This is a genomic window from Phycicoccus sp. CSK15P-2, assembly GCF_016888005.1.
In the GTDB taxonomy this organism is placed as follows: Bacteria; Actinomycetota; Actinomycetes; order Actinomycetales; family Dermatophilaceae; genus Phycicoccus.
On sequence record NZ_JAFDVE010000012.1, the window covers coordinates 128,045 to 149,229 of the forward strand.

The window sequence follows — 21,185 nt, forward strand, 5'->3', positions numbered from 1 at the left end:
GATGTGCCTACACTCCTCGGCGTGACATCGGGGGAGACGACGAACAGACCAGCCCGAGAGGTCGTCGTGGACGGCACCCTCCGGCGGTCGTGCGTGCGCGCGGTCCGTCGCCAGGGCCGCGTGGCCGCCATCGTGTTCGCCGTCGTCATCGGACCCCTGCTCCTCGGCCTCCTCCTCTCCGTGGGGCTCGACCTCCCGACGCGCCTGGCGTTCCTGGTGGGTGCGCTGGCCTCTCCTCTCGTCGCCCTGGTGTTCACGATGCTGCGTGGACGGGACACCGGGCGAGCCCTGCGCGTCGGCGACCGGGTCACGCTCCAGCTGGAGGAGGACGGCCTGCGCTTCGGCCCGGCCGGCCGCGAGGTCCCCCTCCTTTTCGAACAGATGCGTAGGCTGGACGACGCGAGCGGGCACCTGCTCGTCACGATGAGCGACGGGGGCGACGAGCCGGTCTGCATCCCGGCGGCCCTGCTGGAGCCCGGCGACCTGGACCTCGTCCGCTCCCGTCTCGCGGACACCGTCCTCGCTCCACGCGAGAAGGGGTCGATGGAGGCCGCCCGCCCGCCCGCGTCATCGGCCGGCGTCACCGAGCACGTGACGGCCCCGACCGAGGTCCCAGCCCGTGACGCACCTCCGGAAGAGCCCGTGCTACTACGACGCGTGCTCGTCGACGCCGACCTGGCGGACCGCGTGTCCGCCGATGCCGCACACCTCATCTCGCGCCGTCGCAGGCCGCTCTTCGTCGCAGCACCTCTGCTCGCCCTGCTCGTCGTCGCGCTGCCCGGCGTCCAGCGCGCCGCGCCGTACCTCGTGAGCGCGACCTTCGTCGTCACCGTGGCCGTCCGCTGGGCCGGACCGTTCCTCGTGCGGCGACGGGTGCGGCAGGAGCTCCTCCCCCGCGGCGCGGACCCCTACCCCGTCGTCCTCACGCCGGCCTCGGACGGCTTCGTCCTCGAGAGCCACGGACGCAGCACGCAGATCCCGTGGCGTGAGTGTCGCAGCGTGCGCGCTCTGGGCTCGGCGGTCGTCATCCTGGGCCGGGAGTGGACACGGCTGGTCGTACCGGCCGACGCCTGTGCCGCCGGGCTCGTCCAGGCGGGCACCGAGGCCGTGCGCCACGCCTGACACCCGCGCCCGTGACGACGGCGCTCCCGGAACCGTGGGTCCCGGGAGCGCCGTCGTCGCGGCGAAGCCGCTTCAGAGGCCGAGGTCGCGGCCGATGAGCTCCTTCATGATCTCGTTCGAGCCGGCCCAGATCTTCGAGACCCGGGCGTCCCGCCAGGCGCGCGCCACGCGGTACTCGTTCATGAAGCCGTACCCGCCGTGCAGCTGGACGCACTCGTCGAGGACCTTGTTCTGCACCTGGGCGCTGAACCACTTCGCCTTGGCCGCGTCCACCGGCGTGAGCTCGCCCTTGGTGTGCGCCGCGACGCAGTCGTCGACGTAGGCCTGGATGACCTCGAGCTCGGTGAGCAGCTCGGCCATCTTGAACTTGTTGTGCTGGAAGGTGCCGACCGGCTGGCCGAACGCCTTGCGCTCCTTGGTGTACTCGACCGTCTCCCGGAAGATCTGGAAGGCGTGCGCGGTGTTCGCGACGGCCGCGCCGATGCGCTCCTGGGGCAGGCGCTGCATCATCGCGACGAAGCCCATGCCCTCCTCACCCAGCCGGTTGGCGTCGGGCACACGCACGTCCTCGAAGAACAGCTCGGAGGTGTCGGCCTCCTCCTGACCGACCTTGTCGAGCTTGCCGCCGCGGGTGAAGCCCTCCATCCCCTCCTCGACGACGAGCAGGGTGATGCCCTTGGCCCCCTTCGAGGGGTCGGTGCGGGCAGCGACGATCACGAGGTCGGCCTGGTAGCCGTTCGTGATGAAGGTCTTGCTGCCGTTCAGCACCCAGTCGTCCCCGTCCCGGACCGCGGTCGTCTTCAGCGCGGCGAGGTCGGAGCCGCCCGACGGCTCGGTCATCCCGATGGCGGCGATGAGCTCGCCGTTGGCCATCCCGGGCAGCCATCGCTCCTTCTGCTCCTGGGTGCCGAGGTCGACGATGTACGGCGGGCAGACGTCGGAGTGGATGCCGAAGCAGGACGACACCGCGAAGTTGAACCCGGCGATGACCTCGGCCGCGATCGCGTTGAACCGGTAGTCCTCGGCGCCCATCCCCCCGAACTCCTCGGGGATGTCGAGGCCGAAGAGGCCGACCGCCCCGGCCTCCTTCCAGATGTCCCGCTCGACGGACTTGACCTCGAGCATCTGCTCGGCGCGGGGCTCGAGCGTGCGCGACACGAACTCCTGGACCGAGGCGCGGAAGTCCTCGTGCTCGGCCTCGTACAGGTTGCGGGGCATGGGGCTCCTCGGCTCTGGGTGGCGGACGCGCCATCATGACTAAGCGCTTGCTTAGTGTGACCTCCGTGCGGCATGCTGTCAACCGTGCCGAGCACCCCACCCATGAGCGAGAGCGCCGTTCTCGACGCCCTGGCGCCCGTCGGAGGGCGGCCCATGGGCGCCCCCGAGGTCGCCGACACCTCGGTGCGGATCATGATCGCGGCGGCCGACGCGTTCGCCGAGCACGGCTTCAGCGCCACCACGACGCGCGACATCGCCTCCCGTGCCGGCCTCTCCCCCGCAGGTGTCTACGTGCACTTCTCGTCCAAGGAGGTCCTCCTCTTCGAGCTGAGCCGCCGCGGCCACATGCGTGCCCGCGACACCCTCGTCGCCTCCGCCCGCGAGGCCGCGAGCCCCACCGACGCGCTGCGCGACATCATCGGCGGCTTCTCGCGCTGGCACGCGGACCACCACCAGCTCGGGCGCATCGTCCAGTTCGAGTTCCGGCACCTCAGCCCCGAGCACCGGGCCGAGGTGCTCGACCTCCGCAAGGAGATCGACACCGTCGTCGCGGACATCCTGCGCGCCGGCGTCGAGGCCGGCGAGTTCGAGGTCGACGACGTCCGCACGACGGCCCTCGCCCTCCTCTCCATGGCCATCGACGTCGCCCGCTGGTACCAGCCGGGGCTGCGGCGCACGCCGGAGTCCATCGAGCGGTCCTACGGCGACCTGGCCGTCCGCCTCGTCCGACGGGGCTGATCGGCCGATCCCGGCCGCGAGGCCCGGACGTCGAGGCGGGCCCGCGAATACGATGGCGCTCGCCGTTCCCACCCCCCTGCGAGGACCTCGATGGACACCCGTGCCGGTGCCGTGCGCCGGGTCCCGGCCGCACCCCCGGACCTGCCGGGACGAGCCGCCCCCTGGGACCGCCGCGAGGACCGCACCGACTGGGCCGCTCACTTCCGCGAGCCCACCCGCTTCGTGGACGCCGTCCTCGGCCTCGGCGTGCTCTTCGCCTGGGCGCCCCCCGGGGTACCGCCGTCGTTCTCGGTGGGCCTCCTTGCCGTCGCCGCACTCGCCGGCCTCGCGATGCTCCGGCGACCGCGGTGGTCCACCGAGGTCCGCTCACGCCTGGGGTGGCTGCTGCCGACCCTCGTCCTCCTCGTCGGGTACCTCGCCGTCGTCAGCATCATCACCCCGGACGAGTCGCTGTACGGATGGGACCGCCGGGCCGTCCGGCTCGTGCTCGTCATGGTCTTCTTCGTCGCGCTCGTATCCGGCCGGATCCACCTCCCCTCCCTCCTGCGCGGCGTCATCGCCGGCCTGGGGGCCAACACCGTGCTGTTCTACGCCGGCGTGGCGCCGGCGAACTACGGCAGCTTCCTCTCGGGCTTCCTGCTCGACAAGAACCAGGCGGGGCTGGCCTACGCCGTCATCGGCCTGCTCGCCATCGGTCTGGCGGAGTCGCGTTCCCGACAGGTCGCCGTGGTCGCCGTCGCCGGAGGGCTCGTCTGGCTCACCGGGTCCCGGACCTCGCTCGCGGCCTTCGCGTGCGGGGTGGCCTGGTTCGTCCTCCGCCCGAGGCTCGAGGTGACCGGTCGCATCCTGCTGGCGACCGTGGTGGCCGTCGTCGTCCGCGTCCTCGAGACCGACTTCGCCCGGGTGGGCGTCTTCGCCGACCGCGAGGGCACCGACTGGTTCAGGGCCAGGATCGACGAGGCCTCGCAGGTGAAGCTCGACGCCAGCCCCTGGTACGGGCGAGGCCTGGGCGAGTCGTGGGTCCAGCTGGAGACGGGCCAGTACCTCTTCCACAACTCCTACTGGGCAGCGCTCGTGGAGGGCGGCTGGCCCCTCGCCCTGGCATACATCGCGGTCACGGTGCTGGTGGGGGTCGGCCTCCTCCGGACCACGCGGGTCGACGCCCCGTGGGTGGGTGCGGCGGAGGCGGCGAACGTCGCCGTCCTGATCTGCGCGCTGCGCCTCGGCGAGGTCTTCGGCGCAACCGCGGCGACGATCGTCCTCGCCACCGGCGTCCTGGCGCACCTGGCCACCTCGGCCGCCGGGGAGCAGCGTCCGGGCACGTGGTCGCCCCGCGTCCTGCGGGACGGCGAGGCATGAGTGCTGTCCCGGACGGCGGCGCGCAGCGGTTCCGCGAGCTCGACGGCCTCCGTGGACTGGCGGCTCTCGGCGTCGTCGTCTACCACCTCACCGTCGCCTTCGACGACGTCGTTCCGACCGCCCCCGCGTCCGTCGTCCGCGTGCCCTGGGGGATGTACGGCGTGCAGCTCTTCTTCCTCGTCAGCGGCTTCGTCATCCTGCTCACGGCCCGTCGGGTCACCCGTCCGAGCGACTTCGTGATCGCCCGCGCGTCCCGCCTGTACCCGGCGTACTGGCTGGCGCTGGCCGTCACGACGGTCGTCGCGCTCACTTGGAGCGTATGGCCCCGACCCAGCGTGGCGACCGTGCTCGCCAACCTCACGATGGTCCAGCGATGGTTCCTCGTCGAGAACGTCGACCCCGTGTACTGGACGCTGGCCGTCGAGATGCAGTTCTACCTGCTCGTCCTCGGTCTCCTCGTCGTGACGCGGCATCGGCTGGGTGCCCGTGTGGTGCTCGTGACCGCCCTGCTCTGGGGTGGGGTGTCGCTCGCCGTGGGACTCGTCGCCGCGCCGCACAGCCGCGGCATCGACCCGCAGCTCGTCGCGACGCCGTACAAGGTCCTCCTCAACCTGACCCTCGCGGAGTTCGGTCCCCTCTTCAGCGCCGGATGCCTCGCCTTCCTCGCGCGACACGGTGAGCTGCGCTGGCGCTGGCCCGTCGGGTTCGCCGCGCTGGCGGTCCTCATGGCGGCGATGCTGCGCGACGGCGGGGCGGCCGTCGCGGTCGCCGTGGTCTGTGCCCTGTTCCTCGGCGTGGCCCGACGACCGTCCACGCCGCTGCTCACCGCGCGCCCGCTGCAGTGGCTCGGGCTCGTCAGCTACTCGCTCTACGTCTGCCACACGGCACTCGGTGACCTCGTCACCGCCACACTGCTCGGGCCTGTCGGGCGGGAGCTGGCGATGGTGGCGGCACTCGTCGTCGTCCTCGGGGTCGCCCGGCTCCTCCACTCGCTCGGCGAGGTCCGCGGGACTCGCGCGATGAGACGCCGCCTGTCCGCCACCAGGTCCGTCGTCGCTCGTCGGCCCACCCGTACCCTGACCCCGTGACGTCCACCACGCCCCGAGCCGGATCCGCGTCCATCGGCGCACCCAACTACTGGTGGTACGTCGCCCGTGCCGAGCTCCTCGAGGTCACGCTGCGCGACCGGACCGAAGAAGCCGCTCTGGCGCTCGACCTCGGCAGCGCCGACGGTCCGAGCGCATCCTGGCTGCGTGATGCGGTCCACCGCACGGTCTCCCTCGACGTCGACCCGCGCGGCCTCGGGTCCGACGGCGTGTGCGGCTCGGCGCTCGCCCTCCCCTTCGAGGACGAGACGTTCGACGTCGTCGCGGCGTTCGACGTCATCGAGCACTGCGACCCCGAGCACGACGCGCTCGCGGAGGTCTTCCGCGTCCTGCGCCCGGGAGGCGCCTTCGTCATGTCGGTCCCCGCGTACACCTGGGCCTGGACCGACTTCGACATCGCGAACGGCCATCACCGCCGGTACACGCGGACACGGGCCGTGACCGCCGTCGAGCGGGCCGGGTTCCGGGTCCAGCGGTGCACCTACGCCTTCGCGAGCGTGTTCCCGCTCTTCGCCGCCGAGCGGGCCCTCCGCAAGCTGCGTCGACTCCGGGCCGACGGGCCCGTCGACATCGTGCAGCTGCCGCAGGTCTCGCCGCTGGCCAACCGGGCCCTCACGGCGGTGGCTCGCGCCGACCGGTTCGCGCTCTCACGCGGCGACCTGCCGTTCGGTTCGTCGGTGTTCCTCGCCGCTACCCGACCCTGAGCGTCAGCCGTCCAGCGCCGCGCCGCGCACCACCCGGGCCCGCACGTCCGCCGCGGTCGCCGCGAGCCCCGCGGCCAACGGCGTCCGCGCGTCGGTGTCCACCTCGGGCCACCGGGTGGACGCGAGCCGCAGGTCGAGCACCTGGCCGGCCCCTCCCGGGACGTCCATGGTGCGCAGCGGCCGGTGGAACACCCGCCGCGCCTCGGCCACCAGATGACCCACGGTGACCGGGCGCCCGGAGGCGAGCACCTTCGTGACGACGGCACCCGGCGGCTCGGCACGAGCCAGCCGGAGACACCTGACCACCATCCGCGCGAGGTCGACCACGTAGAGGTAGTCGCGGATCGTGTCGAGCGAGACGTAGACCGGCAGCGGCCGCTGGGTGGCGTCCGCGAGGCACAGCTGCGACAGGAGCCCCTGTGGCTTCCCGAGCCGTTGCCCCGGGCCGTAGACGTTGGCGAGCCGGCCCACGACGACCCGCACTCCGGCACGCCGGCCGAGACGTTCGACCGCCCGCTCCATGGCCAGCTTGGTGCGGCCGTACGGGACGAGGGCCACCGGCTCGGACAGCTCGGTGAAGGGCGGACCGGACGAGCCCGCGTACACCCCGCCCGCCGACGAGGCGAGGAACACCACACCCGCGCTCGCGTCGGGCAGTCGTGTCTCCAGCAGTCCGAGGACCTGCGCGAAGACCCGGAGCTCGGCGGAGAGCTCCTGCTCCCCGGTGGCCACCACGCCGGCGCCGGCGCACCACGCGAGAGCCCAGGGCCGACCCGCCGCGAGCCGGCGCAGGTCGGCCGCTCCGCGTACCAGCGCGTCGACTGCGGCCTGCTCGTCGGTCCAGGGCACCGTCCGGGTCATGACCTCGTAGCCGGTGCGCCGGAGCTCGCCGGCCACGTGGCGGCCGACGAGACCACCCGCGCCGACGACCCAGGCCACGGGCCGCGGTTCCGGGCTCACCCGTCGTCCCGGCCCAGCGGGCCGTCCCGGCGGTCACGCACCGGCAGGTAGAGCGGCTTGCCCATCGCCATGTCGACGGCCATCCCGACGTACTCGGCGATGACGCCCAGGGCGAAGAGGATGGCCCCGGTGGCGACCATGAGCAGGATCATCGTCGAGGTCCAGCCGGGGACCTCCCATTGGCCCGACGCGCGCCCGATGACGAGGATGACCGCCACGACCGGCGCGAGGACGACGGCGGTCGCCCCCGTGACACTGACCCACCGCAGCGGTGTGGTGCCGCTCGAGAGCACGAGACGCCAGAAGTGCGAGACGAGGCGGCGCAGGTCGTAACCGGAGGGCCGGTCTCCCTCCGAGCGCATCGGGACCGGTGCGGTCGTGACGCGGCGCGCGACCCAGGAGATCGCGACGTCGAGATAGATGCCGGGACCCGCGTACGCCGCCACCGACCGGGCGACCTCACCGAGGACGAGGCGGAAGCTGTTGAAGTCCGCGGCGCTCGCGCCCTTGGACACCGCCATGACGAGGCGCTTGGCGGTCCGAGAGGCCAGGTTGCGCAGGACGCCGTGCGGCGGCTCGTTCGACGGCGCGGCATAGACGACGTCGGCCTGCTCGTCCATCGCCGCGTCGACGAGCACCCCGATCTGCTCGGGGTCGTGCTGGCCGTCCTCGTCCATCGTCACGACCCACTCGCCCCCGGAGGCGGAGATCCCGGCGAGCGTCGCCGCGTGCTGGCCGAAGTTGCGGCTCAGCCAGACCGCCCGGACACAGTCGTGCTCGGCGGCGAGCCGGCGGATGACCTCGTCGGAGTCGTCGGGCCCGCAGTCGTCGACGAGCAGGACCTCCTCGACCCGGTAGCGGCGGCCCCCGGGCGAGGTCCGCACCGTCGTGGACTCCGCGAGCTCCGCGACGAGACCGGGCAGCGTGCGCGACCCCTGGTACACGGGGATGACCACCGAGACCAGATGCGGCGCCGGCCCGGCGGTCGTGGGATCCACGGCGGCCACCCTAGCGGCGGAGCGGCTCAGTCACGGGTGAGCTTGCGGTAGGTGACCCGGTGCGGCCGGGCGGCCTCCTCGCCGAGCCGCTCGACCTTGTTCTTCTCGTAGGCCTCGAAGTTGCCCTCGAACCAGTACCAGGCCGCCGGGCTATCCTCCGTGCCCTCGTAGGCGAGGATGTGGGTCGCGACACGGTCGAGGAACCACCGGTCGTGGCTGATGACCACGGCGCAGCCCGGGAAGTCGAGCAGCGCGTTCTCGAGGGACCCGAGGGTCTCGACGTCGAGGTCGTTCGTCGGCTCGTCGAGCAGGAGCAGGTTGCCGCCCTCCTTGAGGGTCAGGGCGAGGTTGAGCCGGTTGCGCTCGCCGCCGGAGAGCACGCCGGCCTTCTTCTGCTGGTCCGGGCCCTTGAAGCCGAACTGGCTGACGTACGCGCGGCTCGGGATCTCGACGCTGCCGACCTGGATGTAGTCGTGTCCGCCGGACACGGTCTCCCAGAGGTTCTTGTTCGGGTCGAGCCCGCCACGGCTCTGGTCGACGTACGAGATCTTCACGGTCTCGCCGACGTCGACGGTGCCGCCGTCGGCCTCCTCGATCCCGACGATCGTCTTGAACAGGGTCGTCTTGCCGACCCCGTTCGGACCGATGACCCCGACGATGCCGTTGCGCGGCAGCGTGAAGGACAGGCCGTCGATGAGAAGCCGGTCGCCGAAGCCCTTCGTGAGGTCCTTGACCTCGATGACCTTGCTGCCGAGGCGCGGGCCGGGCGGGATCTGGATCTCCTCGAAGTCGAGCTTGCGCGTGCGCTCGGCCTCCGCCGCCATCTCCTCGTACCGCTGGAGGCGGGCCTTGGACTTGGTCTGCTTGGCCTTCGCGTTGCTGCGCACCCACTCGAGCTCCTCGGCGAGGCGCTTGGCGAGCTTGGCGTCCTTCTTGCCCTGGACCTCGAGACGGGCCTGCTTCTTCTCGAGGTACGTCGAGTAGTTGCCCTCGTAGGGGTACGCCCGGCCGCGGTCGAGCTCGAGGATCCACCCGGCGACGTTGTCCATGAAGTACCGGTCGTGCGTGACGGCGACGACGGCGCCGGGGTAGCTCGCGAGGTGCTGCTCGAGCCACAGCACGGACTCGGCGTCCAGGTGGTTGGTCGGCTCGTCGAGGAGCAGGAGGTCCGGCTTCTGCAACAGGAGCTTGCACAGCGCGACCCGGCGTCGCTCACCGCCGGAGAGCACCGTGACGTCGGCGTCCGGCGGGGGGCAGCGCAGGGCGTCCATCGCCTGCTCGAGCTGGGAGTCGAGGTCCCAGGCGTCGGCGGCGTCGATCGCCTCCTGGAGCCGGCCCATCTCGGCCATCAGCGCGTCGAAGTCGGCGTCCGGCTCGGCCATCTCGGCGGAGATCTCGTTGTAGCGGTCGAGCTTGGCCTTGATCTCCCCCGCGCCCTCCTCGACGTTCCCGAGGACCGTCTTGTCGTCGTTGAGCTCGGGCTCTTGCATGAGGATGCCGACCGAGTAGCCAGGCGTCAGCCGCGCCTCCCCGTTGGACGGCTGGTCCAGGCCCGCCATGATCTTCAGGACGGAGGACTTGCCGGCGCCGTTCGGGCCCACGACACCGATCTTGGCGCCGGGGAGGAACGACAGGGTGACGTCGTCGAGGATGACCTTGTCCCCGTGTGCCTTGCGGGCACGCGACATGACATAGATGAACTCGGGCATGGGGCCCAGCGTATCCACGGCAGGGCCCCGGCCCGAATCCGCGGCGTCTCGGCCTCCGAGCGCTCCGCTCAGGCGGCGTCCGGTGCGACGAGCGGGCCGGTGTCATGCGCCTCCGCCCCGAGCGCACCGGCCTCCGCCGCCGTGACCTCGGCACCGGGACCGTCCGCCATGACGTAGGGGTCGCGCTCCGGGTCACCGAGCCCAGGGCCCTCCCCCGCCCGCACGTCGCCTCCCGTGCCGGGCTCGAGGTCGGCGTTGCGGGTGAACGCGGTGACACCCCAGCGCAGGTCGTGCCCCAGCGCGTAGGCCTCGAGCTCGGTGCTCGCGCCGTAGGACCCGTCGTCACGCCGGAACTGGCGGACCTTGAGCTTCCCGTACACGAGGACCGGCTGGCCCTTCCGCAGGCACCGTGCGGCGTTCTCGCCCGAGGCCTTGGAGACGGAGACGTCGTAGAAGCTCGGTTCGGACTCGACCCAGCGGCCCGGTTCGCCCCGGTCGGGCCGGCGCTCGGACTGGGCGACCCGGAAGGTCGTGAACGACCCGAACCTGCCCTCCTTGACGGCCGGGTCCGCGACGAGGCGGCCCTGGACGGTCGTGTAGGTCTCGTACATCGTGCTGCTCCTCCCGCAGGCCGACCGTCGGCCCGGTGTGCCCCACGCTGCCCCGGCGTCGTGGTCCGGGAGAAGCGACCCACCCCCACCTGTGGACGACCGCACCGACCGGCCGCCCTGTGGACGACCGGACCCGACGACCCCGGACCGGGCCTTCAGAGATGGCCTGCGCGGTACAGCGCCTCGCGGGTGGCGGCGTGCCGGTCGAGCACGCGGCGCACCGGCCCGAGGATCTCGATGTCGGCGACGGTCGTGATGGAGGCGCGCAGCCGGGCATCCATGACGGCCGCCCGGCGCCGTCCCCCGAACCGCGCGAGCCAGGCGGACAGAACCGCGAGCAGCGGCCCGAGCAGCAGGCCGCCGACCAGGAGGACGAGCGGCAGGGTGAGCACCCCGAGCCTCGGAGGCCCCGGCAGCAGCGAGTCGAGCTGCAGCCAGGAGGCCACCGCGTACGCCGCGAGCCACAGGAAGCCCACCACGGCGGTGATCGCGAGCAGCACCTGCACCGCGCCCACGACCCCCCACCAGACCGGCTTCCTGGCGCGCAGCGACGTGCCCACGACGGCCTGGTCGAGCGCGTCCCCGAGGGTGGGCCCGGGTGGGGCGGCAGCACGCTCCACGGCCTCCGCCCACGGCACGGGTAGCTCGGCCGCCGCGCGGTCGGCGACCCGCCGGGTGGCGAGCTCGACGGCCGCCCGGGCCGCGGGTGAGGGCGGTGGCAAGGAGGAACGGCCCAGCACCGACCGGACGTCGGACTCGGTGACCCGCACGTCGCGGCCGTCCAGCCGCAGCCGGCGCAGCGGACGCGACCGGAGACCTGCGACCCAGCGGGTGAACGGCCAGCCCGTGCGGGTCCCCGCCTCCATGCGGTAGTCGCGGGCCACGGCGTCGACGACGATCGGGACCCCCGCGCTGCGGGCCAGAGCGTCGAGCAGGTCGGCCCGCGTCGCGTCGTCCACGCCGTGCTCGCCGTCCGCGACGTGCTCCGAGAGCGCCCCGGCGACCGTCCGCAGGTCACCGGCCAGCCGGGCGCGGGCCGCGGTGCGCCCCGCCACGGCGTTCGCGAGCCGCTGCCGCAGCTCGTCCACCCCCGCCCCGGTGCGCGCCGACGTGGCGATGACGGTGGCGTGCGGGAGGCCGTCACGCTCCATGAGGCGACGGAGGTCGGTGACACAGGTGTCGACGTCGTCCGGGCGCAGCCGGTCGATCTGGTTGAGCAGCGCCATCGTCACGGCCTCGTGCGCCGACAGCAGCGCCACGTGGTCGTCGTGCACCCGGGAGTCCGCGTACTTCTGCGGGTCGACGACCCACACGAAGAGGTCGACGAGCTCGAGCACCCGCTCGGCCTCCACGCGGTTCGCGACCTCGCGGCTGTCGACGTCCGGCAGGTCGAGGAGCACCAGCCCCTCGAGGGTGCCCACCTGCTCGCCGGGCGTGGCCTCGTCGACGTGGTGCCGGGCCCCGACCCCGAGCCAGTCGAGGAGCTCCCCGGACGGCTCGTCACCCCACACCGCGGCGGTCGGAGTGGAGGTCGTGGGCCGGCGCACACCCACGGTCGCGACATCGGCACCGACGAGCGCGTTGAACAGCGAGGACTTTCCGCTGCCCGTGGCCCCGGCCAGGGCAGCCACGGTGTGACCACCCACGAGGGAGGTCCGCCGGTCGACCTTCTCGACGATCTCCAACGCCCGCTCCCGCCCGGCGGGGGGCAGCTGGGTACCGCCCGCCCGCACCCCGGCCTCGAGGGACTCCGCCGCTGCGGTCAGAGCGTCCGGGGAGACGACCGCGCCGTGGGCCGTCCCCATCCGCAGGGGGCTCACCGCGGAACCGCCGAGATGCGGGAGACGGCGTCCTCGAGCCGGTCGGCCTGGTCGACGGGCGCGGCCTGGGCCGCGAGCGCCCGGACGAAACGCCCGCGCTCCTGCCCGTACAGCTCGTCGACCATCTCGAGCAGCCGGGCGCGGGCCTTGGCCGCCATGTCGCGGACGGCCTGGTCACCGAAGATGGCCTCGAGCACCCGCTGGGCGAGCACCGCCGTGCCGCCCGCGATGCCCACCTCGGCCCCGACGAGGCCGCCGGTCTGCGCGAACGCGACGAGCATGAGGAAGAGCCCGATGGCGTTGACGCCGTAGGCGGCGATCCGGGCGTTGGTCCGGCGCCCCTGTCCCTCGGTGCGGACGAGGTCGAACACCTCTCCTTGCCAGGCGCGCACGAGCCGCTCGACCGCGGTGGTCGACTCCTCGGGGACGGTGCCGAGCCCCGGTTCGCTGCCGAGCACCGCGGCACCGCCGGAGTGTCGGCGCCAGGAGCGGACGGTCTCGGACGTCGCCGCCTCGAGGTTGGCGAGGACGAGCGCGGCCACGCCCGTCTGCAGCGCCTCGCCCAGGCTGTCCTGGGGGGCGGGCGTGCCCTTGATCGCCGCCGTGATGCGGTCGCGCCACCGGGCGATCGTCGACTCCATCTGCCGGAAGAACTCGCCGGTGCCGACGAACTCCTGCCACCGCGCGAGCACCTCTCCCCGCAGGAGCGTGCCGTCGGTCATGCCGTCGGCGACCCGCCGCTCGGCGACCTCGAAGCACTCCGTGGCCGCCGCCGTCAGCGCCTCCTCGGCGTCACGCTGCGCACGGCTCGCCGTGGCCAGCCGCGCGGTGCGCTCGGAGAGCGACCCCACCGCGCCGCGCAGCGTCTGGGACACGACGATGTCGCGGGCCCGGGCGTCCCCGGCGAGCGCCTCGAGCCAGGACCGCAGCCGCGCGATCGTCCACTCGGGCAGCCGCCCGTCGTCGAGGTCGATCTCGGGGACGGTGAAGATCGGCGCCGTGGGCAGGCCCTGCTCCCGCAGCATCGACGCGAGGTGCGGGCGGATCTCGTCGACCGCCTCCCTCGGCACGCGGTCCAGGACGATGGCGACGGCCGTCCCCCGCTCGGCCGCGGTGCGCAGCAGGTCCCACGGGACGGCGTCGGCGTAGCGCGCCGCCGTCGTGACGAACAGCCAGAGGTCGGCCGCCGAGAGCAGCTGCCCGGCGAGCTCGCGGTTGGCGGACACGACGGAGTCGATGTCCGGGGCGTCGAGCAGCGCCAGCCCCGCGGGGAGGGCGGTGGACACCGCGAGCCGGACCGTCCCCGGCTGTTCCTCCCCCGTGTCGCGACCGGTCACCCGGGCCAGGCCCGGGAGGATGCGGTCACCCTCGAACCAGCGCAGGTCGTCGGGGTGGTGCACGAGCACCGGCGAGGTGGTCGTCGGCCGCAGCACGCCGGGGCGGCTGACGGCGGCACCCACGACCGAGTTCACGAGCGTTGACTTCCCGGCCCCGGTGGACCCGCCGACGACGGCGAGGAGTGGCGCGTCGATGGAGCGCAGGCGCGGCAGCACGTAGTCGTCGAGCTGGGCGATGAGCTGGCGGCGGGCGGTCTCCGCGTCGTCCCGGCCCGGGACGTCGAGCGGGAGCCGGGCGTCACCGACCTCCTGGCGCAGGCGCTCGACAGCGGCGACCAGTGCCTCCGAGTTCCTCGCCGCGCCCACGGTCCCGAGCCTAGTCATACGCGCTGCGCCTCGCCGCATGCCACGTCGGGGGCCCATGATGTCCTCATGCGGTTTTTCGTCGCCGTCGTTCCGTCGTCGGAGGCACTCGACGACCTCGAGAGGTTCCTCCTGCCCCGTCGTGACGCGGAAGGGCCCCGATGGTCACGTCGGGAACAGTGGCACGTGACGCTGGCCTTCGCCGGGGCCGCGCCCGAACGTGTCGCGGAACGGCTGGTGGAAGCCGTCGGGGAGGTGACGGCCAGGGCCCAGCCGGTCCTGCTCGCGCTCGGCGGTGGCGGGTGCTTCCCGGACGTCACCCGCGCACGCGTCCTCTACACAGGGGTCCGCGGTGCGGAGGCGCTGTCCTCCCTCGCGCACGGAGTCCGGGCTGCGTGCTCGGTGGCGGGCGCGGCGCCCGAGGGTGGCCGGTTCACCCCGCACGTGACGATCGGACGGTTCAGCCAGCCCGTCGAGGCCACCCGATGGGTGCGGGTCCTCGAGACCTACGCCGGCCCCGCGTGGACGGCGTCCGAGGTCGTCGTCGTCGAGTCGCACCTGTCCCACGACCATGGACACCCCTCGCGCTACGAGGTGCTGGCCCGGCTGCCCCTCGGCTAGCGCCGCTGGCCCATCGCGTCGCCCTCGTCACCGAGGATCCAGGTGTCCTTGGCACCCCCGCCCTGCGAGGAGTTGACGACCATGCTGCCCGCCGGGGCGGTGCGGGTCAGGGCGAGGTCCGCGACCCGCGCGTCGTGCGGCCCGGTGCCGGTGAGGTAGACGAAAGCCCGCAGGTCGACGTGCCTCGGCGCGAGGCCGCCACCGTCGAGGGTCGGCAGCGTGGAGAGGACGACCGTCTCCTGGGCGATGTACCGCTCCGGGTCCGCGCGGATCTCCTCGGCCCGCGCGCGCAGCTCCTCCTCGTCGGCATCCGGGCCGACGAGCACGCCGCCGCCGCCGTGCCCGTCGACCGGCTTGGTGACGATCTGGTCGAGCCGCTCGAGCACGACGGCACGCTCCTCGGGGTCCTCGCAGCGGTACGTCGGCACCGGCTCGATGATCGGGCGCTCGTCGAGGTAGTACGCGATGAGGTCGGGGACGTGGACGTACATCTCCTTGTCGTCGGCCACCCCGTTGCCGGGGGCGTTGACGAGGGCGATGGTGCGGGCGACCGCGGCGTCGAGCAGCCACTCCCCCACGGGCCGGTCGTCGGAGGACCGCAGCTCGGCGACGTCGAGGTCGGTACGCAGGTAGACGACATCGACCGGCACGCCGTCGACGGTGACCCGCCCGTCGTCGGTGCCGATGTCGTCCGGCACCGCCAGGCGCAGCCCTGCCTCGTCGGCGAGCAGCTTCTGCTCGAAGTAGGCGGAGTTGGACGGACCGTCGGTGAGGAGGACGACGCAGGGGTCGTCGGCGTCGCTCAGCGAGCGCAGCGTGTCGCGCAGCACGCCGGGCCCGGACTCGGGGCTCAGCAGACCGTCGGGCCGAGGCAGGTCGTCCATCACCTCGTCCATCAGGCGGCGGACCGCGAGCGCGTAGCCCGCCCCGGACGGCATCCGGACGTTGTCCTCGAGCACCCGCCAGCCGACGTTGTCGTCCCGCACGAGGTCGAAGCCCTGGATCGCGGCACGGACGACGCCGTACGGCAGCCTCCGCGCGACGTCCCGCCATCCCGGTGAACCGGTGACGACCGACTCGGGGACGACGCCGTCCTTGACGACCCGGGCGTCTCCGTACACGTCCTGGAGGAACATCTCGATGGCACGGGCCCGCTGGGCCAGGCCGCGGGACAGCATCGTCCACTCCTGCGGCGGGACGAGGCGTGGGAGGAGGTCGACCTCGAAGGGACGCTGCTCGTCATCGACGCCGAACGTCATGCCGACGTCGGTGAGCCAGGCGTCCCGGCGCTCCATCCGCTGTGCGAGGTCTGCGGTGTCGAGACCGGTGACGTGGTCGACGACGTCCTCGTACGCCTCGCGGACCGCCGAGCTCGGGGTGAACGCCTCGTCGGCGTTGGACTCGGGGTAGCCCACGGGGTGCGGCGCCGGCTGGGGTGCGGTCCACTCGTGCTGGGTCTCCTTCACGACCTGCTCGACGACGTCCTCGAGGCGGCCGCGCCGGGCGAAGGCGACCCGCTGCCGCTCCGACGACGTGCCGCGGGAGAGGAGCTGGTGCAGCAGCTCGGAGACGGTGTCCCAGTCGCCGCTCGCCTCCAGGTGCGGGCGGAGCCGCGCCAGGAGACCGCGAGCGACGTCCGGGGCCGGGGCCGGCTCCGGCGACGGGTGACCGTCGAGCAACGACCCCGTCATGCCGCTCCGCGCGGCCCGCCAGACCGCCGCCCGGTGCAGGGGCACCGGCCGCGGGACGAGCTCCGCACCGTTCTCCTCGGCCTCGAGCGCCGCGGCGACGGAGGCCCGGAAGAGCCCGGCGACGAGCATCGCGTCGTCGACGAGCGGGAGGGCGTCGCAGATCCGCAGCTCGATGGTCGGCAGGTGGCTCGACGGTCGCAGGTCGAAGTACGCCATCCCCGAGTCGCTGACCACGCCGGAGCGGATGAGGTCCTCGAGCAGCGCGTCGTACTCCCCTGCCGTGAACACCCGCCCGAAGCTGCCGGACGTGGGCCAGCGCTGCCAGAGGAGGGTGCGGATGCTCGCGTACCCGGTGTCGGCGCCCCGCCACATCGGGGAGCTGGCCGACAGCGCCAGGAGGGTCGGGATGTCGGGCGTGACTCGGTGGATGACCCGGATGGCGAGGTCACGGTCCTCGACGCCGACGTGGAACTGCGTGCCGCAGATCAGCTGCTCGTCGACCAGCAGGCGGTAGTCATCCTGCATCCGGGCGAAGCGCCCCGAGCTCGTCAGCCCCGAGTCCCCCGGGTCGGTCATGGGCAGCGTGGCCGCGGCCGCGATACCGATGTTGCGCGGGCCGGCGACCTCGACGAGCCGGCGACGCAGCCCGAGCACCTCGTCGCGCAGCCCGTCGAGCGTCGTGACGACCCCGGTGTTCGTCTCGACCGTGGTGCGTTGCAGCTCCGAGGAGAACGACTCAGCGGGCAGCCTCTCGAGCAGGGCCGGTGCCTGTGAGGTCAGCCTCCTGCTCGACAGGTCGACGAGATGGAGCTCTTCTTCCACGCCAAGCGTCAGGTCCGTCACCCGGCGACCATAGGGCATCTGCGCAGGTCGGAGGCCCCTCGCCTCTCGGCACCCGCCTCCCGTTCGCCGCACCAGCCGCAGCCGACCCACGCGCCACGTGAGGGCGCCTGCCGACGACCTCGCTCCGAGGGCCCGGGGTGAGCACGGCTACTCGCTCGTCGCCATCCGCACGCCCACACCGACCATGACGGTGCCCCCGGCGGCACCGAGCCAGTCCAGGCGCCGGGGCCGCGTGCGGAACCACTGCCGGACCCGCCCGGCGGCGGCGACCCAGAGGCTCGAGGAGACCAGGGCCAGGGCGAAGTAGGCGAGGCCGAGCAGGGCGACCTGGGGGCCGGGAGGAGCCGTGTGGTCGACGAACTGCGGCAGGAAGGCGAGGAAGAACACGACCGTCTTCGGGTTGGTCAGACCCACGACGAACCCGGTGCGCAGCGCGTAGCCCGGCCTCCCGGCGGCTGCCGGGCTGCCTGCCTCGAGAGCCTCCCGTGCGTCACGCCGGTGCCGGATGGCCTGCAGGCCGAGCCACACGACGTACCCGGCGCCCACGAGCTTGACCCCGACGTAGAGCGTCGTGCTGGCGGCGACGAGCGCGCCGAGGCCGACCGCGACGAACAAGGCCTGGACCAGGACGCCGAGCTCGCCGCCGACCACGGAGAGCAGCGCGTCGCGACGGTCGACCGTGAGCGCCCGCCCGAGCGTGAACATCAGGCTGGGACCGGGGATCTGCAGGAAGAGCAAGGAGGCGGCGCAGAACGCCAGCCACTGGGCTGCGGTGGGCACCAGAAGACCCTACTGCTCACGCCCGTCACGCCGGGCGAGGGACCTGATGCCGAGACCCGGTCGGCCCGCTTCACGGGCGCGGTGGTGCGACGTCAGGACAACACCCAGCCGACAGACGTCGCGAGCGCGAGGAAGCGCGCCGTACGACCGAGGAGGCACAGCAGCGCGAACTCCTTCCGACGCTGCCCGGCGGCACCCGCGGCGAGCGTGGTCCCGGCGAGCGGCGGGAGCCCCACACCGGCGGAGACGAGGACGAGCGGCACGGCCGTGCGACGGCGGGTCATCCACGACGCCAGCCTCTCGGCCCAGCGCGGCGCCGCACGCTTGCGGGCGAAGCGCTCCGAGCCGCGCCGGGCAGCCTCGAACAGCACGAGTTTCCCCGCCGTCTGACCGACGGCCAGGGCGGCGACCACCGCCAACACAGACCCCGTGGACTGGGAGCGGGCGGCTGCTGCCGCGTAGAGCTCGGAGTTGAGGAACGGGACGACGGCCGACGCGGCGCCGAACAGCAGTGCCAGAAGTGTGGAGATCATGCTCACAGCGCTCCCAGCCGACGCAGCACCCGCGCGGAGGACCACGCCTTGACGGCGACCACGCCCGAGGCGACTCCCACAGCCAGCCACGGGTGTCCGAGCTCGAGTGCGCAGATCGGCCCGGCAGTGTTGACCGCCTTGGCGGGTGTGGACCAGTTCATCCGCCACACCTGGCGGTCGACGAGATGGAAGTCGTTCGGGCTCATCAACGGCCAGCACAGGAAAGCCAGGGACAGCATGCCGTCGAGCACCATGAACGACAGGAGGAAGACCACCCCCACGGCGACGTGGCCCGGCAGGAGGCCCACGTGGGCGACGAGCCCGACGCACAGGACCGCCGTGCAGGCGCGGTCACCGACGATGTCGAAGACCGCACCGAGCCGCGTCTGCTGCCCGAGGCGGCGGGCGGACCACCCGTCCAGCACGTCCCCCACCCAGTAGACCGCGTACGCGGTGACGAGCAGGACGAGGTCGTCCTCGGCCACGGCGATGACGCCGATGAGGACGGCCGCGACGGTGCGCACGAGCGTGATCGCGTTGGGGACCGTGCGCACCGGGCCGATCGGAGTCGGTGGCGCGATGGACGGGGCGGCGTCACGGAGTGCTGTCGTCATGCACCCAGCCTCGTCGGCGCCCACCACGGCCTGCGTCGGTCGCCGGTGCCGAGCGTGCGGTACCCCGGTACCGACTGCGGGACGCGGGTGGCGCTCGCGGGTCGGGCATCCACCAGACTGACACCGTGTTCGGTGCCTTGACGTCTCGTCGGCTGCTTTATGTCGTCGCGGTGGCGCTGGTCCTCGTGGGTGCGGCGGTGACGCCTGTCGTCGGAGCCGGCTTCTACGTCCAGCTCGCCGGCGCGCTCACCCTGCCTTTGGCGTACTGGCTTCCGCGGCACCGGGCAGTCGTCCTGGCCGCCGGCGGCGCCCTTGCCGCGGCGTTCGTCGTGCAGACGGACTGGGCCGGTGCCACGGTGCTGGCCCTGGTGTTCCTCTCCACCGCCGAGGACCCACGGTGGCCGCCGTGGGTCGGTGTGGCCGGAGGCGTCCTGGGGGGCGGGGTCGGCACGCTGATGACCGGCAGCACGTACGCCATCCAGGCGGCGTTCGTCGTGACCGTTCTGGGGGGTGGAGGCGCGGTGCTGCTGCGAGTGTGGGAGCGCAGCACGCAGCTGCGGAGGGAGACCGAGGTTCTACGCGGGCAGACCGCCTGGCTCGAGACACGCACCGCTCTCGCCCGCGAGCTCCACGACGTGGTCGGCCATCACGTCACGGCGATGGTGGTCCAGGCAGAGGCAGGCCGGCTGGGCGACGCGCCGCACGTGGCACTCGCCCGCATCGCCGAGTCGGGTCGCACGGCTCTGCACGAGCTGGACTCCCTGGTCGTCCACCTGAGGCGCCCTGGTGACGACGCGCCGTCCGGACCTCTCCCGAGGCTCGCCGACATCGACACCGTGCTTGCGGTCCCCCTCCGCGCCAGCGGGACACAGGTCCACGTCCGTCTCGCGGAGGGACTGGTGTTGAGTGACGACGTCGTGCGCACCCTCTATCGGATCGCCCAGGAAGGACTGACCAACGTCGCTCGGCATGCGCGCGCCGGGCACGTCTGGGTCGAGCTGGATCGTCACGGCGACCACGTCGCCCTCGAGATCCGGGACGACGGGCTCGGACCACCGTCCACCGTCTCGGGTGGTTCTGGACTGCTGGGGATACGCGAGAGGGCCCTCGCCCACGGAGGCCGGGCCGAGCTGACAGCACGGCACGGAGGTGGAGCGCTGCTGGACGTCTCCATCCCGGTTCTTCCGCGATGATCCGGGTGGCGATCGTCGACGACCAGGAGGTCGTCCGCGACGGCTTCGCGACCATCCTGGGATCTCAGCCCGACATCGAGGTCGCCGTATCGGTGTCGGACGGACTGGCCTTCGTCGACGCCGTACGCTCCGACCCCCGGATCGACGTCGCCCTCGTCGACATTCGAATGCCAGTGCTCGACGGCATCGCCGCGACGAGGGCCCTGGAAGCCGTCCCTCACGCTCCCGTCGTCATCGTCGTGACGACCTTCGACGACGACGCCCTCGTCCTCGACGCGGTCGCAGCAGGTGCACAGGGATTCCTCCTCAAGCGTGTATCCGCCACCGATCTCATCGACGCGGTACGCCAGGTCGCCAGCGGCGCGTCGATCCTCAGCCCCGAGGTGACATCGGCCGTCCTGGACCGCATCCGCGCGACGGGCACCCCCACACCGGTCGACCTCTCCCCCTTCGGCCTGACTCCGCGAGAGACCGAGGTTCTCCGCCTGGTGGGTCGTGGGCTGACCAACGCAGAGATCGCAGGACGACTCCACCTGTCGATGAGCTCTGTGAAGACGCACGTCAGCAACGTCCTGGCCAAGACCGGCAGCCGAGACCGCGTCCAGGCAGTCCTGCTCGCCGTGCGCTCCGCCTCTCGTTAAGCCGCATGTTCTTGCCCGGACGCCGGAGCTCGAGGTCGGTCCACAGGCGTGCGCCGGTCGAGCGCCTGTTGCTTCTGCCGGGCTCGCCCGCAGCCTTGCTCCGCTGCGGCTCGCGGTCCGGCGCCCCCGCCGGCGCTCTCACTCCGTTCGAGCACCTGTGACTTCTGCCGGGGGCGCTCACGCGATGCGCTGCGCGCCAGGGCGCGCGCGCCCCCGGCCGGACG

19 protein-coding genes are annotated in these 21,185 nt (G+C 72.8%); 8 read left to right on the top strand and 11 right to left on the bottom strand.

What is annotated here, in order from left to right; genetic code table 11:
* The first annotated feature begins 21 nt into the window (after positions 1-21).
* Complete coding sequence (locus tag JQN72_RS08430; RefSeq protein ID WP_204134731.1) at positions 22-1,122, top strand: hypothetical protein; 1,101 nt, start codon at positions 22-24, stop codon at positions 1,120-1,122.
* 72 nt (positions 1,123-1,194) lie between these two features.
* On the opposite strand, the gene JQN72_RS08435 is transcribed toward JQN72_RS08430, so the two are convergent.
* Positions 1,195-2,340, bottom strand: coding sequence for an acyl-CoA dehydrogenase family protein (locus tag JQN72_RS08435; RefSeq protein ID WP_204134732.1), 1,146 nt, complete (start codon positions 2,338-2,340; stop codon positions 1,195-1,197).
* 102 nt (positions 2,341-2,442) lie between these two features.
* Here JQN72_RS08435 and JQN72_RS08440 point away from each other — a divergent pair, with 102 nt between their 5' ends.
* The 4 genes from JQN72_RS08440 to JQN72_RS08455 all read left to right on the top strand — a co-directional run bounded on the left by JQN72_RS08440 (position 2,443) and on the right by JQN72_RS08455 (position 6,247).
* Entirely contained in the window at positions 2,443-3,078 is a 636-nt protein-coding gene (locus JQN72_RS08440; protein ID WP_239100341.1) for a TetR/AcrR family transcriptional regulator, read from the top strand.
* 90 nt (positions 3,079-3,168) lie between these two features.
* A complete protein-coding gene (locus tag JQN72_RS08445) occupies positions 3,169-4,437 on the top strand; it encodes an ABC transporter permease (protein ID WP_204134733.1) in 1,269 nt (422 codons plus the stop codon).
* Positions 4,434-5,525, top strand: coding sequence for an acyltransferase (locus JQN72_RS08450; RefSeq protein WP_204134734.1), 1,092 nt, complete (start codon positions 4,434-4,436; stop codon positions 5,523-5,525). The genes JQN72_RS08445 and JQN72_RS08450 overlap by 4 nt, the downstream gene beginning before the upstream one ends.
* Positions 5,522-6,247, top strand: coding sequence for a class I SAM-dependent methyltransferase (locus JQN72_RS08455; RefSeq protein ID WP_204134735.1), 726 nt, complete (start codon positions 5,522-5,524; stop codon positions 6,245-6,247). Before JQN72_RS08450 ends, JQN72_RS08455 begins: the two co-directional genes overlap by 4 nt.
* Positions 6,248-6,250: 3 nt before the next feature.
* On the opposite strand, the gene JQN72_RS08460 is transcribed toward JQN72_RS08455, so the two are convergent.
* The 6 genes from JQN72_RS08460 to JQN72_RS08485 all read right to left on the bottom strand — a co-directional run bounded on the left by JQN72_RS08460 (position 6,251) and on the right by JQN72_RS08485 (position 14,048).
* The gene (locus JQN72_RS08460) at positions 6,251-7,207 is read right to left on the bottom strand and encodes an NAD(P)-dependent oxidoreductase (protein WP_204134736.1); all 957 of its coding nucleotides are present in this window, start codon (positions 7,205-7,207) and stop codon (positions 6,251-6,253) included.
* Positions 7,204-8,205 carry a glycosyltransferase family 2 protein gene (locus JQN72_RS08465; protein WP_307812531.1) on the bottom strand — a complete coding sequence of 334 codons (1,002 nt, stop codon included), beginning with the start codon at positions 8,203-8,205 and terminating at the stop codon, positions 7,204-7,206. The genes JQN72_RS08460 and JQN72_RS08465 overlap by 4 nt, the downstream gene beginning before the upstream one ends.
* Positions 8,206-8,231: 26 nt before the next feature.
* A complete protein-coding gene (gene ettA, locus JQN72_RS08470; RefSeq protein ID WP_204134738.1) occupies positions 8,232-9,914 on the bottom strand; it encodes an energy-dependent translational throttle protein EttA in 1,683 nt (560 codons plus the stop codon).
* Positions 9,915-9,982: 68 nt separating this feature from the next.
* Positions 9,983-10,525, bottom strand: a complete 543-nt coding sequence (locus JQN72_RS08475) for a single-stranded DNA-binding protein (protein WP_204134739.1) — start codon at positions 10,523-10,525, stop codon at positions 9,983-9,985.
* Positions 10,526-10,680: 155 nt separating this feature from the next.
* Positions 10,681-12,345 (bottom strand): YfjP family GTPase, encoded by a 1,665-nt coding sequence (locus tag JQN72_RS08480; RefSeq protein ID WP_307812533.1) that lies wholly within the window; start codon positions 12,343-12,345, stop codon positions 10,681-10,683.
* Entirely contained in the window at positions 12,342-14,048 is a 1,707-nt protein-coding gene (locus JQN72_RS08485) for an ABC transporter (protein ID WP_307812535.1), read from the bottom strand. The genes JQN72_RS08480 and JQN72_RS08485 overlap by 4 nt, the downstream gene beginning before the upstream one ends.
* A 66-nt stretch (positions 14,049-14,114) precedes the next feature.
* On the opposite strand from JQN72_RS08485, the gene thpR reads away from it, so the two are divergent.
* Complete coding sequence (gene thpR / locus JQN72_RS08490) at positions 14,115-14,666, top strand: RNA 2',3'-cyclic phosphodiesterase (protein ID WP_204134741.1); 552 nt, start codon at positions 14,115-14,117, stop codon at positions 14,664-14,666.
* On the opposite strand, the gene JQN72_RS08495 is transcribed toward thpR, so the two are convergent.
* The 4 genes from JQN72_RS08495 to JQN72_RS08510 all read right to left on the bottom strand — a co-directional run bounded on the left by JQN72_RS08495 (position 14,663) and on the right by JQN72_RS08510 (position 19,127).
* Positions 14,663-17,200 carry a carboxylate--amine ligase/circularly permuted type 2 ATP-grasp protein gene (locus JQN72_RS08495; protein WP_307812536.1) on the bottom strand — a complete coding sequence of 846 codons (2,538 nt, stop codon included), beginning with the start codon at positions 17,198-17,200 and terminating at the stop codon, positions 14,663-14,665. The two genes, thpR and JQN72_RS08495, sit on opposite strands and share 4 nt — an antisense overlap.
* 147 nt (positions 17,201-17,347) lie before the next feature.
* Positions 17,348-17,980 (bottom strand): LysE family translocator, encoded by a 633-nt coding sequence (locus JQN72_RS08500; RefSeq protein WP_204134743.1) that lies wholly within the window; start codon positions 17,978-17,980, stop codon positions 17,348-17,350.
* Positions 17,981-18,072: 92 nt separating this feature from the next.
* A complete protein-coding gene (locus tag JQN72_RS08505) occupies positions 18,073-18,513 on the bottom strand; it encodes a hypothetical protein (protein WP_204134744.1) in 441 nt (146 codons plus the stop codon).
* Between the two features lie 2 nt (positions 18,514-18,515).
* Positions 18,516-19,127: a CDP-alcohol phosphatidyltransferase family protein gene (locus tag JQN72_RS08510; protein ID WP_204134745.1), complete on the bottom strand. Its 612-nt coding sequence runs from the start codon at positions 19,125-19,127 to the stop codon at positions 18,516-18,518.
* A 125-nt stretch (positions 19,128-19,252) separates the two neighbouring features.
* On the opposite strand from JQN72_RS08510, the gene JQN72_RS18355 reads away from it, so the two are divergent.
* Both JQN72_RS18355 and JQN72_RS08520 read left to right on the top strand, forming a co-directional pair.
* The gene (locus JQN72_RS18355) at positions 19,253-20,320 is read left to right on the top strand and encodes a sensor histidine kinase (protein ID WP_204134746.1); all 1,068 of its coding nucleotides are present in this window, start codon (positions 19,253-19,255) and stop codon (positions 20,318-20,320) included.
* A complete protein-coding gene (locus JQN72_RS08520; protein ID WP_204134747.1) occupies positions 20,317-20,961 on the top strand; it encodes a response regulator transcription factor in 645 nt (214 codons plus the stop codon). The genes JQN72_RS18355 and JQN72_RS08520 overlap by 4 nt, the downstream gene beginning before the upstream one ends.
* Positions 20,962-21,185 lie beyond the last annotated feature (224 nt).

Coding starts and splice junctions, on each gene's coding strand:
- JQN72_RS08435 (WP_204134732.1), bottom strand. CDS start 2,340: ATGCCCCGCAACCTGTACGAGGCCGAGCACGAGGACTTCCGCGCCTCG.
- JQN72_RS08440 (WP_239100341.1), top strand. CDS start 2,443: ATGAGCGAGAGCGCCGTTCTCGACGCCCTGGCGCCCGTCGGAGGGCGG.
- JQN72_RS08445 (WP_204134733.1), top strand. CDS start 3,169: ATGGACACCCGTGCCGGTGCCGTGCGCCGGGTCCCGGCCGCACCCCCG.
- JQN72_RS08450 (WP_204134734.1), top strand. CDS start 4,434: ATGAGTGCTGTCCCGGACGGCGGCGCGCAGCGGTTCCGCGAGCTCGAC.
- ettA (WP_204134738.1), bottom strand. CDS start 9,914: ATGCCCGAGTTCATCTATGTCATGTCGCGTGCCCGCAAGGCACACGGG.
- JQN72_RS08475 (WP_204134739.1), bottom strand. CDS start 10,525: ATGTACGAGACCTACACGACCGTCCAGGGCCGCCTCGTCGCGGACCCG.
- thpR (WP_204134741.1), top strand. CDS start 14,115: ATGCGGTTTTTCGTCGCCGTCGTTCCGTCGTCGGAGGCACTCGACGAC.
- JQN72_RS08505 (WP_204134744.1), bottom strand. CDS start 18,513: ATGATCTCCACACTTCTGGCACTGCTGTTCGGCGCCGCGTCGGCCGTC.
- JQN72_RS08510 (WP_204134745.1), bottom strand. CDS start 19,127: ATGACGACAGCACTCCGTGACGCCGCCCCGTCCATCGCGCCACCGACT.
- JQN72_RS08520 (WP_204134747.1), top strand. CDS start 20,317: ATGATCCGGGTGGCGATCGTCGACGACCAGGAGGTCGTCCGCGACGGC.